Raw genomic sequence first — 14,214 nt, 5'->3', positions numbered from 1 at the left:
AACCACATGAAGAAAGGTATAGTAATTCTTTTCGCAGCTACACTTGGATTAGCTGCTTGTAACAACTACAAAAAAGGTCCCGGAGGCTTGATGTATCAGATCCACAAAGATGGAGGAAATGCGAAGATCGCGACAGGAGACATTGTTAAATTGAATTTCGTTCAAAAAAATGAAAGGGATTCTGTGATGTTCAGTACTTATGATATTGAGCAGGCGCAAGTATTTCCGGTAGGAAAAAAACAATATGACGGTGATATGAATGATGTGCTGTTCCTTTTTGGTGAAGGAGACAGTGCGACTTTCAAACTGAACCTGGATACGATGGCTAAGCGTACTACACAGCCAAAACCTCCAACAAGTGCTAAAGACACTTACCTGGTATTTACTGTTAAAGTAGAAAAAGTATTTAAGAAAAATCCTAATGAAGCCGATTCGACTTTTCAGAGAAGGGCTCAGGAATTTTTCCAAAAGGATTATCTGGCCAGCGTAGCTAAACTGAAAGATGCGGAAGCCGGAAAAATTAAAAAGTTCATTGCTGACAATGATCTGAAACCAAAAGTTACTGCTTCAGGACTGCAATATGTGATCACAAACCCTGGAAGCGCTGAAAGACCGCTTCCTACTGATACCATTATGCTGAACTATACCGGGAAGCTTTTGACCAAAAAAGCTGACGGAAAGGAAAGTATATTTGATTCGTCTATCGAAAAGACAGCTAAAGATGCTGGTATTCATAATCCAATGGCGCAGTATGGACCACGTGCATTTACACTCGGTGCTGCAATTCCAGGATTTAATGAGGGTATTCAGCTGGTTGGTAAAGGCGGAAAGATCCTGCTGATCATTCCTTCAAAATTGGGTTATGGTGAAGGCGGACAGCCTAATGCAAAAATTACACCTTACTCGCCATTGGCATTTGAGGTTGAAGTCGTTGACTATAAAAAACCTTCGGCAAGCACTGCTCCTTCGGCAACAATAACACCTGCTGCCCCTGCGACTAAATAATTTTCCGTAGACATTATAATCTTATTGACCGAACCCTGTATGGCATATGACCATACAGGGTTTTTTTGTTAACTTTGGTCATGCTAACTGATACCCATACCCATCTGTATTACGAGACGGATGCGGAAAAACTGACTTTGCTCATGCAGCGCTGTTTCGATAACCAGGTAAAAAGACTGTTTTTGCCGAATGTAGACATCGCGTCTATTGGTCAAATAGATGATCTGGTCAATAAATATCCTGATCATTGCTTTGCTATGGCAGGGCTTCACCCCTGTGAGGTCAAAGAAAATTATGAAGAGGTTCTGGATCAGATCTGCGAAAGTATCGTTGACCGGCAGATTTATGCTATTGGTGAAATAGGCATTGACCTGCACTGGGATAAAACAACCCTGGAGATACAAAAAATAGCTTTCAAGGAACAGATCAATTGGGCCAAAGACCTTGATCTGCCAATTGTCATTCATTGCAGGGAAGCTTTTGACGAAATATTTGAGGTACTGGAGGCTGAAAAGGATGAGAAGCTGCGCGGTATTTTTCACTGCTTTACCGGTAATCTGGAACAGGCAAACAAGGCTATGGCACTGGGATTTTATTTGGGTATCGGCGGAGTGGTCACGTATAAGAAATCCGGGTTGGATGAAGTGCTGAAGGATGTGCCTTTGTCGAGGATCGTGCTGGAAACAGATTCACCATATCTGGCGCCGGTGCCTTTTAGAGGGAAGCCCAATGAAAGCAGCTACCTTGTTTATATCGCTGAAAAGCTTTCGGAAATTTATCAGGTCAGTGTAGAGGAAATCGCAAAAGTGACCACTGCCAATTCTGTAAGTATTTTTAATATTTAGTCATGACGAGCATACTTATTATCTATACCGGGGGAACGATTGGCATGGTCAACGATCCTAAGAGCGGTTCGCTTGTGCCTTTTGATTTTAAACAGATCCGGCAGAATGTGCCTGAGCTTGACCGCCTGGATTATAACCTCGATGTGCATTCATTTGATCCCATTCTGGACTCCTCCAACATGACTCCGGAGATTTGGGCTGAAATTGCCTTGCTGATCCAGAACAGGTATGATGAGTTTGATGGCTTTGTGATCCTCCATGGATCTGATACGATGGCTTTTACGGCTTCTGCGCTAAGCTTTATGCTGGAAAATTTGAATAAACCAGTGGTATTGACAGGTTCCCAGCTGCCCATTGGCGAGATCAGGACTGACGCGAAGGAGAATTTGATCACAGCACTCGAGATCGCGGCGACAAAGCAGAATGGCAAGGCGATGGTGCCGGAGGTGTGTATTTATTTTGACTATCAGCTGTTCAGGGGAAACAGATCAGTGAAGTATAACTCGGAAAAATTTGAGGCTTTTCGTTCACCGAATTATCCCATATTGGCAGAAGCTGGCGTGACTTTGTCATTTTTTAACAATTATATACTGCCTCAGCCCGACAAGGCTTTAAAAGTTCATTTGGACTACAATCCGAATATAGGCGTGCTGAAACTTTACCCTGGAATATCTCCTCTTGCAGTGAAAGCGATCACACATTCATCAGTCGATGCAATCGTCATGGAAACTTTCGGATCTGGTAATACCACGACTGATGACTGGTTCATCAATTGCCTGCAGGAAGCCATTGACGGAGGCAAGATCATACTTGACATTACGCAGTGTCTGCGTGGCTCTGTGGAACTGGGCATGTACCAAACCAGCAAAAAATTGCAGCAAATGGGTGTGGTGAGTGGATATGACATGACCTTTGAGTCGGCAACAACCAAACTGATGTATTTGATGGGACAGGGACTGGAACGTGAAGAGGTAATAAAACTGATGGGACAGAGTTTGAGAGGAGAATTGACCGTTTAATGTAAAACATATGATTATAGAACAAATTTATACGGGTTGTCTGGCAGAAGCAGCTTATTACATTGAAAGCAATGGTGAAGCAGCGATTATCGATCCTTTGCGTGAGGTATCTCCTTATCTGAGAAGGGCTGAGAGGGCCGGCGCGCGCATCAAGTATATTTTTGAAACCCATTTTCACGCAGATTTTGTTTCGGGCCACATCGATCTGTCAGAAAAATCCGGCGCAAAAATTATCTATGGACCGACAGCTAAAACGTCCTTTGAGTCATACATTGCGGCTGACGGTGAAGAATTTAAAATCGGGGAATTGACGGTTATTGCTCTGCATACTCCAGGACATACTCCTGAATCTACAACTTATTTACTAAAAGACGGAGACGGAAGGCCTTATTGCATATTTACAGGCGATACGCTGTTTATAGGTGATGTTGGACGTCCGGATCTTGCCCAGCAGGGTGACCTGACTGCGGAGGATATGGCGTCGACTTTGTATGATTCTTTACAGGATAAGATTCTGATTCTTCCGGATGATGTTTTGGTGTATCCTGCGCATGGTGCGGGATCAGCCTGCGGAATGAACATGAGCAGGGAGACTTTTGATACACTGGGTCATCAGAAAGCAGTTAATTATGCATTAAAAGCGCAGACAAAAGAGCAGTTCATAAAAGAAGTAACTGACGGGATATTGCCACCCCCTCAATATTTTGCAAAGAACGCAGATATGAACAAGAATGGATATGAGCGGTTTGAGGAGGTTCATGAGAAGGGATTGAATCCGCTGACACCTGAGGAATTTGAGTTGCTTGCGAATCAGACCGGAGCTGTGATACTCGATACCAGACCTGCCCGGGTGTTCGCCAAAAGTTTTATTCCCTCTTCGGTAAATATTGGGCTGGACGGACAGTTTGCGCCCTGGGTAGGGGCCTTGATCACAGATCTGAAACAGCCGCTGTTACTGGTAGGTGATGAAGGGAACGAAGAGGAGACCATCACCAGGTTGTCCAGGGTTGGTTATGACAATACAATAGGCTACCTCGAAGGAGGGATTGCTGCCTGGCAGGCTGCGGGTAAGGACACAGATACGATATCATCTATTTCTGCTGAAGCATTTGAAGACATTTACAGGAAAGATCCGGATGTTCATGTGCTTGATGTGAGAAAGCCGGGTGAATATGAGTCGGAACACCTGGAAATGACACTCGCGCGGCCGCTGGATTACATCAATGACTGGACTCATGATATCAACCCGAAAGAGACCTACTATATTCATTGCGCCGGCGGATACCGGTCAATGATCGCTGCCTCCATTTTAAAAGCCAGGGGGGTAGATCAGGTGGTTGATATTGCAGGGGGCTATGGGGCGTTGAAAGCAACGAATTTAAAGCGCACAGACTTTTCATGCCCTTCTAAAGCGATGAAAATCTGAGAAATTTAATTTATGTTTGCACACATATTTTTAACCTGAATGCCGGGAATAAATCAGATAAAATTACCAATAGCCGCAGATATTGATGCCTTTGAAGCGAAATTCAAAGACTCTATGCATAGTGATGCCCCATTGCTGAACAGGATCACCCATTATATCGTAAAGAGGAAGGGTAAGCAGATCAGACCTATGTTTGTTTTTTTTGCTGCGAAGTTATGCGGTGGAATAATTGAATCCACGCACAGAGGTGCGGCCCTGGTCGAACTGTTGCATACCGCTACTCTGGTACATGATGATGTAGTCGACAATGCTTATGAAAGAAGGGGTTTCTTTTCTATAAATGCGTTGTGGAAAAACAAGATTGCGGTTCTTGTAGGTGATTATTTGCTGGCAAAAGGTCTTTTGTTGTCCGTTAATAACGGCGAATTCAGGTTGCTGCAGATCGTGTCTGAGGCTGTAAAACAGATGAGTGAGGGCGAATTGCTGCAAATTGAAAAAGTCAGGCGAATGGACATTAGTGAGGAGCTGTACTTCGATGTGATCCGTCAGAAAACTGCTTCATTGATAGCGTCATGCTGTGCCTGCGGAGCAGCCTCGGCTGGTGCCGATGATGAAACAATTGAGAAAATGCGGATGTTCGGTGAAAAAGTTGGTATTGCTTTTCAGATCAAGGACGATACGTTTGATTTTGGTACTGATGATGTAGGGAAGCCTTTGGGTATTGATATCAAGGAAAAGAAAGTTACGCTGCCGCTGATCTACGCATTGAACAACGCTGATAAAGCTGAGAAAAAGCGCATCATCAGCCTGGTGAAGAACCATCAGGACGAGCCGGCAAAAATTCAGGAGATCATAGATTTTGTGAATGCCAGAGAGGGAGTACATTACGCCAATCAAAAAATGCAGCAATATCAGCAGGAAGCCTTTGATATCCTTTACAGCTTTGAAGCTAGTGATGCAAGAACCGGTTTGGAACAGCTGGTCCGCTATACTACAGAACGAAAAAAATAAGCAGCTATGAAATCTCTCTTTTCAGCCGGCATCTTATTGTTGCTGTTTGCCGGCATTAATGCCTCTGCGCAGGATGACTTTAATGAAGCCTTTCGTAAAATCAGTACGGAGGTGCTGGAAAGTTCAAAAGCTTATGCCAATTTAAAGTTTGCAACAGAAAATATCGGTCACCGGCTGACTGGTTCTGATCATGGGGCGAAGGCCGAAGAATACGCTTTTAAACTATTGAAGTCCTATGGTTATGAGGTAAGATACCAGCCTTTCGAAGTGGAAAGCTGGAGCCGGCTGACTAACGAGACGTATGTGGGTGACGCAGAGAATGCACTGAATAAAATAACTTCTGTAACGCTCGCGCATTCACCGGTTAAGGCCGACATCACTGCTGAACTGGCTGATCTTGGCAACGGGCTCGAAGCAGATTATGTGAGCGATTCCGGAAAGGTAAAAGGGAAAATAGCGCTGGTATACCTGGGGATACTCCCTGGTTCGCCGGAAGGAACGCAGTTGCTCCACCGCTCTGAAAAGGCCGCAATAGCTACAAAATATGGTGCTGTCGGTATCATCATCATCAATACTGTAAAAAGCGGGGTGCTGCTTACAGGGACAGCTTCTGTAACCGGAAAGCTGATCCAGATCCCTGCGGTATGTATAGGTTTGGAAAATGGGATGCGGATAAAAGAGAAACTGAAAGAACAGAAACAGTTCGCACGCCTGAATATGACCAATTTCTCAGGGTTGATCAAAGCCCGGAATGTAATTGCTACACTGAGAGGAAGCGCTATTCCGCAGGAAAAAATTGTAGTCGGTGGTCACCTTGACAGCTGGGATCTGGCCACAGGAGCGATAGATAATGGGATAGGTGCTTTTGCGGTGATCGATATGGCACGAACCCTTAAAGTGCTTAATCTGCCTGTTAAACGCAATATTGAGTTTGTATTGTTTATGGGCGAAGAGCAGGGTTTGCTAGGTTCAAAAGCCTATGTAAACGCTGCAAAACATACCGCGGTTTTGGATCAGGTGAAATTCATGCTGAATTATGATATGACCAATGATCCTAAGGGATTCTCTGCCAGCAGGAAAGAGATGAAAGATTTATTCATGAGCTGGGGCAGTCAGATCAGTAAACTGGATACAGGATTTAAAAATATCTTTTTCTCCGGCGCATGGATGCATAGTGATCACCAGCCATTCATGCTCCAGGGTATCCCGATAGGAGGTGGAACCGGGGGCCAGCTCCCGAACAATTCGGCTCCCTATTATCATTCCGATGGTGATGTTTTTAAATTGGTTGATGAGCTGGGTTTAAAGAATACGGTCAGATACGGTACAATGCTTGCTTATGCTTTAGCAACTGCTCCGTCACTTCCCGTCAGCAGGCAAAATGAGGCAACGTTAAAAACCTTTTTGCAGGAAAACAACCTGGAAGTTCCACTAAAAATCGCCGGTGAGTGGCGATGGTAAAAGGTGCAGCCTAAATTATAGAAATTTTAATCCCAAGGCTTTCCAGTGTTTTAATGGTATGGTCAGATACACCCTGGTCGGTGATGATATGGTCAACTTCCTCAATGCCACAGATTTTGCCAAACCCCCGTTTGCCAAACTTCGTCGAATCAGCGAGCACAATTATCTTTTGAGAAGAAGCGATCATTTGCCTGTTTAGATGCGCTTCAAATGCATTTGTTGTGGTTAGCCCAAATTCAAGGTCGATTCCGTCCACACCCAGAAAGAGCTTGCTGCAAAAAACGCTGCTTAAAACATTATCGGAGTATGGGCCTGTAACCGATGAAGAGCTTCTTCTTAGCAATCCCCCAAGTTGTATCACTTCGATATTGGTGTTGTGTACGAGTTCCAGCGCGACGTTGAGCGCGGAGGTGATCACGGTTAGGTTCCCTTTGGGCCTGATGCATCTCGCCAGCGCAAGAACAGTAGTCCCTGATGCTATAATGACTGAATCGTTGTCTTCTATCAGTTCTGCTCCTAAAGCACCGATCCTCATCTTCTCATCGGACTGAAGGTGTTCTTTTTCATTCACTGGACGGTCGACAGTATAAGGATTGTTGAGGGTTGCGCCACCATGAGTTCTGTATAGCAGATTTTTGTCTTCGAGAAGTTTCAGATCCTTACGGATTGTAACAGATGAAACATCTAATTCCTTACATAACCCCTGAACGTCCAGTGATCCGTTTACCTGGATTTTATTTAAAATATATTGATGTCTTTCGGCTATACTGATCATTTAACTTAAATATTTGCAGGTAGTAATATAGTAAATATTTTAACGAAGGTAGTAGGTTTAAGATTAAAATTGCCCGCCTAAAAATTATTCAGCATTTTGTTTTTATTATATAAAAATTATGTTTAGTTTCGTTTTGTTGTTTATTTGATTATAAACGAAAGTTTATGAAATTATACATAGGTTGGATTGAAAACAAACGAAATGTTATTTGACAGGGATATATTTATAGCAAGGGTAAAGGAACAGGCTAAATGGGATGTAATTATTATCGGCGGCGGTGCTACAGGTTTGGGTACTGCGGTAGATGCTGCTTCACGGGGGTACAAAACGCTTCTGCTGGAGCAATCCGACTTTGCTAAAGGCACTTCGAGCAGAAGCACAAAACTTGTGCATGGCGGCGTAAGGTATCTGGCCCAGGGTGATGTTGCATTGGTTTATGAAGCACTTCATGAACGTGGTTTGTTGTTGAAAAATGCGCCGCACCTGGTAAAGGACCAGGAATTCATTATTCCATGCTATTCCTGGTTTTCAAAAATTAAATATTTAATCGGCTTAAAACTATATGATCTCCTGGCCGGGAAAAGTGGATTTAAGAGTTCTTCCCTGCTTTCCGCAGATAAAGTTTTAGGTGCAATCCCAGGCTTGAAACGACGAGCCCTGAGGGGTGGGATAAGTTATAGTGACGGCCAGTTTGATGACGCTCGCCTTGCTTTAAATCTTGCACAGACTGCGTCGGAGTATGGTGGTGTCCTGTTAAATTATATGAAAGTAACCGGTCTGACCAAAAAAAACGGAGGGGTTGACGGGGTGGATGTCGTTGATATGGAAAGCGGCGAAGCCTATCAGCTGCAGGCAGAAGTCATTGTAAATGCAACGGGTGTATTTGTGGATGACATACTGAAAATGGATACGCCCGCGAGCAGGCCAATTGTAAGGCCAAGCCAGGGTGCCCATATTGTACTCGACCAGTCTTTTCTGCAGGGTGATAGTGCACTGATGATTCCAAAGACTTCAGACGGGCGTGTGCTGTTTGCGGCCCCATGGCATGGAAAGGTGCTTGTGGGAACTACGGATACGCCCCTGGATGAGCATAGCCTGGAGCCCCGGCCGCTGGAAAATGAGATTGAATTTATATTGGAGACCGCCGGGAATTATCTGGTGAGAAAACCAACCAGGGCGGATGTGCTTTCAGCCTTTGCCGGGTTAAGGCCGCTGGCTGCTCCGCAAAAAGACACCAACAGCACTAAGGAAATTTCGAGAAGCCATAAGCTGATCATTAGTCAGTCCGGCCTGATTACCATAACAGGTGGTAAATGGACTACCTACAGAAAAATGGCTATGGATGTGGTTGACCAGGCCATAGCGCTGGGTAAGCTGAAAAAGGAAAAATGTATCACGGCGGACGTTAAAATCCATGGTTATACCCCGGAAATGCAAACCGGACCGCTGGCCCTGTATGGGGCTGATGCCGCAGGTATTCAAGATTTAATGAAGGCAGAGCCGGAATTAAGAATCCCGGTCCACCCGGAATATAATTATGTAAAGGCTGAAGTAGTCTGGATGGTGAGAAATGAAATGGCCCGGAATGTTGAAGATGTGATCTCCAGGAGAATGCGCCTCCTCTTTCTCGATGCAAGAGCTGCCTTAAAAGTGGCTCCGGCAGTTGCCGTTATAATGGCAAACGAGCTGGGCAGGGATGGCCAGTGGATTGAGGCACAGATCAGCAGTTTTACAGATCTGGTAAAGCAATACCTGTTGTTAGGCAACGATGATGAGATCCGACATTATTCAATGAAGATCAATTTAACGGAGACATAACAATAGCTTAATACTGCAAACTGGATATTTGCGGAAAAAATAAAATCGAAATGAAACGAAATTCCGCAATGCGAACGAACCAAAAAAACCAAATAAATAAATAGTATGATGAGAAAAAATTTTACCAATTACATGCGGGCGAAGAGGGTCTCCGGGTACGTGCTTTTTGCATGTGCATTAGCCTTTACGCAGTCGCCCCAGATACTTGAGGCCGCGCCAGTTGCAGCCTTCGGTAACGTTGCTTTTCAGGAAAGGGTTACCGTGAAGGGGACAGTAAGAGACGGAGCTGACAATCAGCCTTTACCCGGAGTTACCGTTACAGACAATGAGCGTAGAGTATTGGGTGTGACCAACGCCGATGGAAACTTCACAGTTATCGCAGAGAAAGGAGCGGAGCTGTCTTTTAACATGGTGGGCTATGCAGTTGTAAAGCATACGGCATCAAACAATCAGAGTAATGTAAACATCAGGCTGAATGCTGCAAATAATCAATTGAATGAAGTAGTGGTAACGGCTTTAGGTATCAAACGTGAAGAGAGGGCATTAGGATATTCAACCACTACAGTAAAGGGCGAACAGCTCACCGGCGCGTTGTCCAATAACTGGACAGATGCGCTATCCGGCAAAATTGCTGGTCTGAACCTGGTAAGGTCTAATGGAGGACCCGGCGGATCTAATAAAATTATCCTTAGAGGTGAGAATAATCTGACCGGAAATAATGATGCGCTTATTGTTGTAGATGGTGTAATTATCAATCAGGGAAGCGGCCGTGCTACAGGATATGGCGGTTCGGGTTACCTTGCAGAAGAGACCCCGGTAGATTTTGGTAGCGGCCTTGGGGACATCAACCCAGAGGATATTGAAAATGTAACCGTTCTTAAAGGTCCGGGAGCTGCCGCCCTTTATGGTCAGCGTGGCGCAAATGGGGCCGTAATTATCACTACCAAGTCTGGTAAACATAAGCAAAAGGGGGTAGGCGTTACCGTTACATCTAATTCTATGATAGAAAATGTAAATCGCTGGCCCGACCTTCAATACGAATATGGTCAGGGTGTAGAAGGTGATAACTATTATTCCTACAATGCATCAGAAGACGGATCAAGTACAAGAAGTACAAGTTCTGCATGGGGACCAAAATTCAACGGGCAGGAATATTACCAATATGATCCGGTTACCCATACGAAAGCAACGGTAAGAACCCCATGGGTTCCATATGTAAACGATTCAAGACGCTTCTTTGAGACAGGGAAAACGTTTACCAATAGTGTAACCGTAGATGGCGGGAGTGAAAAAACAACAGCGCGTTTTTCTGCGACCAATGTAAATAATTCGTGGATCATTCCAAATACGGGTTATAAGCGGAATACCGTGGCGCTCTCAGTAAGCCAACAGGTTAATGACAAGCTTCAGATTGCTGCTAAAGTAAATTATACCAATAAATGGAGTGATAATTTACCATCAACAGGATATAACAACCAGTCGATAATGTACTGGTACCTCTTCTGGGAACCGAGTGCCAATATCGACTGGCTAAAAGATTACTGGTTACCAGGCCAGGAAAACATAAAACAAAGTTATCCATTTAGCTCTTTCCCTGACAATCCATATTTGATTGCCAATCAGATGCTGAACAAATCTAACCGGAACGGGATTACAGGCAATGTTCAGGCAACCTACAATTTCACAAAAGAGCTAAGCGTAATGCTGAGAACATCACTTGATTTCGCACAGGACCAGCGTTCTCAGCAGCGGCCATATGATACGGAAAAGTTTAATAAAGGAATGTACCGTACCCAAAACATCTTTTCACAAGAGGTGACAAGTGATTTCCTGTTGCGGTACAATAAAAAATTAAATCAGGATTTTACCGTAAGCGCAACAGGTGGCGGAAGCATGACCAGTAACCGTTATATTCGGGATGACCTCAGATCAGATTCACTAGCATATCCAGGCATCTTTAAGCATGCCAATGCTGCAGGGCTAATTCTGGCCATTCCCTACAAGAGTAAGTACGCCTTGAACAGCTTTTATGGCTTGTTTACAGGGGCCTATAAAGACTTCCTGTTTCTGGACGCAACAGCCCGATGGGATTGGAACAGTGCCCTCGCTTCTCCACTAGGAACCGGAAGAACCGGGTTCTTTTATCCATCTTTGAACGGAAGTATCATTCTTTCAGAACTTTTTGAATTGCCTAAGTCCATTTCCTATGCAAAACTCCGGGCGTCAGTTTCTGGAGTAGGAAGCGGCGGAACCGAGGCTTATTTAACATCTGATACTTATACCTATCTTCCTCAGTTTCCTGGCGGGGCGGCAAATTCTACTACTCTGGCTAATCCAAACTTAGAATCCCTATTTACAACTAGTTATGAATTTGGGGCTGACCTGCATTTTTTTAACAACAGGATTGGAGCAGACATCACCTACTATTCGGGAAACACAAAGAACCAAATACTGTCTACCATCGTTGATGCTTCATCAGGCAGGAGAAGAGCGGTGGTCAATGCAGGTATGATCACCAACAGCGGTATAGAGGTCGCCTTAAACGGATCACCATTTAAAAGCGAGACCGGATTCAACTGGAACATCTTTGGAACATTCGCAGCAAACCAAAATAATGTCGTGGAACTCCCTTCAGAACTTGAAGAGGGCCTAATACTTCAGAATGGTCCCGGGAGCAGGGGTTCAATCATCGCAAAAGTTGGCGGAAGTATGGGTGATCTATATGGCCGGGCGTACCAGAGATCGCCGGAGGGACAGATCATCTATGACACCAATGGTTATCCGATGATCACCAGTGACATGATGTATATTGGAAATACCAACCCACAATGGAAGGCCAGCATTGGCAATACATTCAAATACAAGCAAATATCTGTGAATTTCCTGCTGGATGCCCAATATGGTGCAGAAGCCTACTCATTGTCAGCTGCGGCACTTGCCGAACAAGGCAAAACAGTGAATACGCTGCCCGGCCGTTACAATGGAATTATCGGCAACGGCGTACAGAAAAATTCGGATGGGACGTTTCGTCCAAATGACGTAATAGGACGGGATGCCTGGACCTATTATACAGCACATTATGGACGTGATAATGTCGAAGGAACGACCTACTCAACCGACTTTCTAAAACTGAGGGAAGTGAGACTTGATTACACTTTTACGCCGAAAATCGCTAGCCGGCTTGGATTGCAGCGTGCCACTATCGGGGTATATGGCAGAGACTTGTTCACGGTGACAAAATGGCCTGTCTTCGATCCGGAATTCGGAACATTGAGCGGCGCAGAGATTAATAAAGGTTTTGAGTATGGACAATTTCCTTCTACAAGATCATTCGGTTTGAATTTGGTAATCGGCATCTAACTAAAAAAATAATGAAAAAGACTAAATATATAGCTATAATGGCACTGGGCTTATCCATTATAACAAGTTCGTGTAAGAAAGATTTTCAGGAGATTAACACCAATCCTAATACACAGGAAAAAGTTTTGCCTAAATCGCTTCTTGCTCCCGCGCTGGCTAATGTGGTCATCGCAAATATGAGCCGCAGTCAGCGGGTAAACAATGAACTGATGCAGGTTACTGTAAACATGGGTGATACCGAAGGAAAGATCTTTCGGTACGAAGTGCGGACTGCTGAGGCAGATTATCTATGGAATGAATGGTATACGCAGCTTACCAATTTTAAGGACATCTACCAGGGGGGGGAAGATATATTAAACCCCTCCTACCAGGCAATTTCACTGATATGTCAGGCTTGGATATATTCAATGCTAACGGACACTTATGGCGATGTGCCATTTACGGAATCCAATAAAGCAAAAGAGGGGAATTTTACACCAAAGTTTGACCAGCAAAAAGATATATATGATGGAATTTTCCAGATGCTGGAGAATGCGAACACGTTGTTGAAACCGGCAAACTCCACTGCGAACGCTATCGCTTCTGCCAGCGATCCGATCTATGCAGGATCCCGTGAAAAATGGAGGAAGTTTGGTAATTCATTGTTTTTAAGACTGTTATTAAGGGTGTCCTCAAAAGCAGAGCTTCCGGTTATACAAAAGATCAAGGAGATCGTTGACACGAAAGCTACTGAATATCCAATAATGACCAGCAATGATGATTCAGCTGTTTTGAGGTGGACCGGCACCGCGCCATATGTTTCTCCTTTTGCAACCTGGCGGGATGGGGATTGGTACGGACCTAAGTTATCCAGCTTTTTTGTCGATAATCTAAATGAGAGGAGCGATCCAAGAATCCAGAGGTGGGCTTCTTTATACCAGGGCGACTATGAAGGGATTCCAAGTGGCTATCCTGTGGGACAGGCCCCGGAAGGTAAATCTGCTTTTCCTGTGGCCTTGATGACAGAACCGCTGCTAGGTAATATTATGAACTATAGTGAACTGCAGCTAATACTTACTGAGGCAGCGATAAAAGGATGGATCGCTGCAAATCCTGCTAAAACCTATTATGAAACCGGGGCAACAAATGGCATTACCTTTTGGGGATATACTGTTCCCGCCAATTACCTGACTTTTGAAAAAGTAAAATGGGATGATAATTATACCATGGAGCAGAAAATGGAGCTTATTCATATTCAAAAGTATTATGCGATGTTCTTCACTGGTATGGAGCAATGGTTTGAATACCGCCGTACAGGCTATCCTACCCTTCCCAAAGGCGCTGGACTGGGCAACGGAGGTGTAATGCCGGCAAGGCTTACCTATCCTGTATATGTTCAGGCGGCCAATGGAAATAATTACAGGGCCGCAGTTGCTGCTCAGGGCCCGGATAATATTAATACTTTGGTTTGGTGGCAAAGACCTTAATTTATATTAAGCATTAAAGAAAAAATTC

The 14,214-nt window shown here is 44.4% G+C and carries 10 protein-coding genes; 9 read left to right on the top strand and 1 reads right to left on the bottom strand.

Features of this window, described 5'->3' with window-relative positions; translation table 11 throughout:
- Positions 1-6: 6 nt before the first annotated feature.
- The 6 genes from QEP08_RS14660 to QEP08_RS14635 all read left to right on the top strand — a co-directional run bounded on the left by QEP08_RS14660 (position 7) and on the right by QEP08_RS14635 (position 6,767).
- Positions 7-1,005 (top strand): FKBP-type peptidyl-prolyl cis-trans isomerase, encoded by a 999-nt coding sequence (locus tag QEP08_RS14660; protein WP_285059124.1) that lies wholly within the window; start codon positions 7-9, stop codon positions 1,003-1,005.
- Positions 1,006-1,085: 80 nt separating this feature from the next.
- On the top strand, positions 1,086-1,850 hold the full coding sequence (locus QEP08_RS14655; protein ID WP_285059122.1) for a TatD family hydrolase: 765 nt from the start codon (positions 1,086-1,088) through the stop codon (positions 1,848-1,850).
- Positions 1,851-1,852: 2 nt separating this feature from the next.
- Positions 1,853-2,869, top strand: coding sequence for an asparaginase (locus QEP08_RS14650; protein ID WP_285059121.1), 1,017 nt, complete (start codon positions 1,853-1,855; stop codon positions 2,867-2,869).
- A gap of 10 nt (positions 2,870-2,879) precedes the next feature.
- Positions 2,880-4,295 (top strand): MBL fold metallo-hydrolase, encoded by a 1,416-nt coding sequence (locus QEP08_RS14645; RefSeq protein WP_285059119.1) that lies wholly within the window; start codon positions 2,880-2,882, stop codon positions 4,293-4,295.
- 39 nt (positions 4,296-4,334) lie between these two features.
- The gene (locus QEP08_RS14640; protein ID WP_285059117.1) at positions 4,335-5,306 is read left to right on the top strand and encodes a polyprenyl synthetase family protein; all 972 of its coding nucleotides are present in this window, start codon (positions 4,335-4,337) and stop codon (positions 5,304-5,306) included.
- Positions 5,307-5,312: 6 nt separating this feature from the next.
- Positions 5,313-6,767 carry a M28 family peptidase gene (locus QEP08_RS14635; RefSeq protein WP_285059115.1) on the top strand — a complete coding sequence of 485 codons (1,455 nt, stop codon included), beginning with the start codon at positions 5,313-5,315 and terminating at the stop codon, positions 6,765-6,767.
- Positions 6,768-6,777: 10 nt separating this feature from the next.
- Here QEP08_RS14635 and QEP08_RS14630 read toward each other — a convergent pair whose 3' ends face one another.
- Positions 6,778-7,542, bottom strand: a complete 765-nt coding sequence (locus QEP08_RS14630; RefSeq protein WP_285059114.1) for a DeoR/GlpR family DNA-binding transcription regulator — start codon at positions 7,540-7,542, stop codon at positions 6,778-6,780.
- Between the two features lie 201 nt (positions 7,543-7,743).
- Here QEP08_RS14630 and QEP08_RS14625 point away from each other — a divergent pair, with 201 nt between their 5' ends.
- From QEP08_RS14625 to QEP08_RS14615, 3 genes are all read left to right on the top strand, one after another.
- On the top strand, positions 7,744-9,360 hold the full coding sequence (locus QEP08_RS14625; protein ID WP_285059867.1) for a glycerol-3-phosphate dehydrogenase/oxidase: 1,617 nt from the start codon (positions 7,744-7,746) through the stop codon (positions 9,358-9,360).
- 105 nt (positions 9,361-9,465) lie between these two features.
- Positions 9,466-12,720, top strand: coding sequence for a SusC/RagA family TonB-linked outer membrane protein (locus QEP08_RS14620; protein WP_285059112.1), 3,255 nt, complete (start codon positions 9,466-9,468; stop codon positions 12,718-12,720).
- Positions 12,721-12,731: 11 nt separating this feature from the next.
- Complete coding sequence (locus QEP08_RS14615; RefSeq protein ID WP_285059110.1) at positions 12,732-14,186, top strand: SusD/RagB family nutrient-binding outer membrane lipoprotein; 1,455 nt, start codon at positions 12,732-12,734, stop codon at positions 14,184-14,186.
- The last annotated feature ends 28 nt before the right edge of the window (positions 14,187-14,214 follow it).

Source organism: Pedobacter ginsengisoli (assembly GCF_030244015.1).
GTDB lineage: Bacteria > Bacteroidota > Bacteroidia > Sphingobacteriales > Sphingobacteriaceae > Pedobacter > Pedobacter ginsengisoli.
Note: the sequence above shows the minus strand (reverse complement) of the source record. Positions and strands in the feature narration are given on the sequence as shown.

Bases quoted from the DNA above. Each gene is read 5' to 3' on its own strand.
- QEP08_RS14655 (WP_285059122.1), top strand. From the start codon at position 1,086: ATGCTAACTGATACCCATACCCATCTGTATTACGAGACGGATGCGGAA.
- QEP08_RS14635 (WP_285059115.1), top strand. From the start codon at position 5,313: ATGAAATCTCTCTTTTCAGCCGGCATCTTATTGTTGCTGTTTGCCGGC.
- QEP08_RS14650 (WP_285059121.1), top strand. From the start codon at position 1,853: ATGACGAGCATACTTATTATCTATACCGGGGGAACGATTGGCATGGTC.
- QEP08_RS14630 (WP_285059114.1), bottom strand. From the start codon at position 7,542: ATGATCAGTATAGCCGAAAGACATCAATATATTTTAAATAAAATCCAG.
- QEP08_RS14645 (WP_285059119.1), top strand. From the start codon at position 2,880: ATGATTATAGAACAAATTTATACGGGTTGTCTGGCAGAAGCAGCTTAT.
- QEP08_RS14615 (WP_285059110.1), top strand. From the start codon at position 12,732: ATGAAAAAGACTAAATATATAGCTATAATGGCACTGGGCTTATCCATT.
- QEP08_RS14660 (WP_285059124.1), top strand. From the start codon at position 7: ATGAAGAAAGGTATAGTAATTCTTTTCGCAGCTACACTTGGATTAGCT.
- QEP08_RS14625 (WP_285059867.1), top strand. From the start codon at position 7,744: ATGTTATTTGACAGGGATATATTTATAGCAAGGGTAAAGGAACAGGCT.
- QEP08_RS14620 (WP_285059112.1), top strand. From the start codon at position 9,466: ATGATGAGAAAAAATTTTACCAATTACATGCGGGCGAAGAGGGTCTCC.
- QEP08_RS14640 (WP_285059117.1), top strand. From the start codon at position 4,335: ATGCCGGGAATAAATCAGATAAAATTACCAATAGCCGCAGATATTGAT.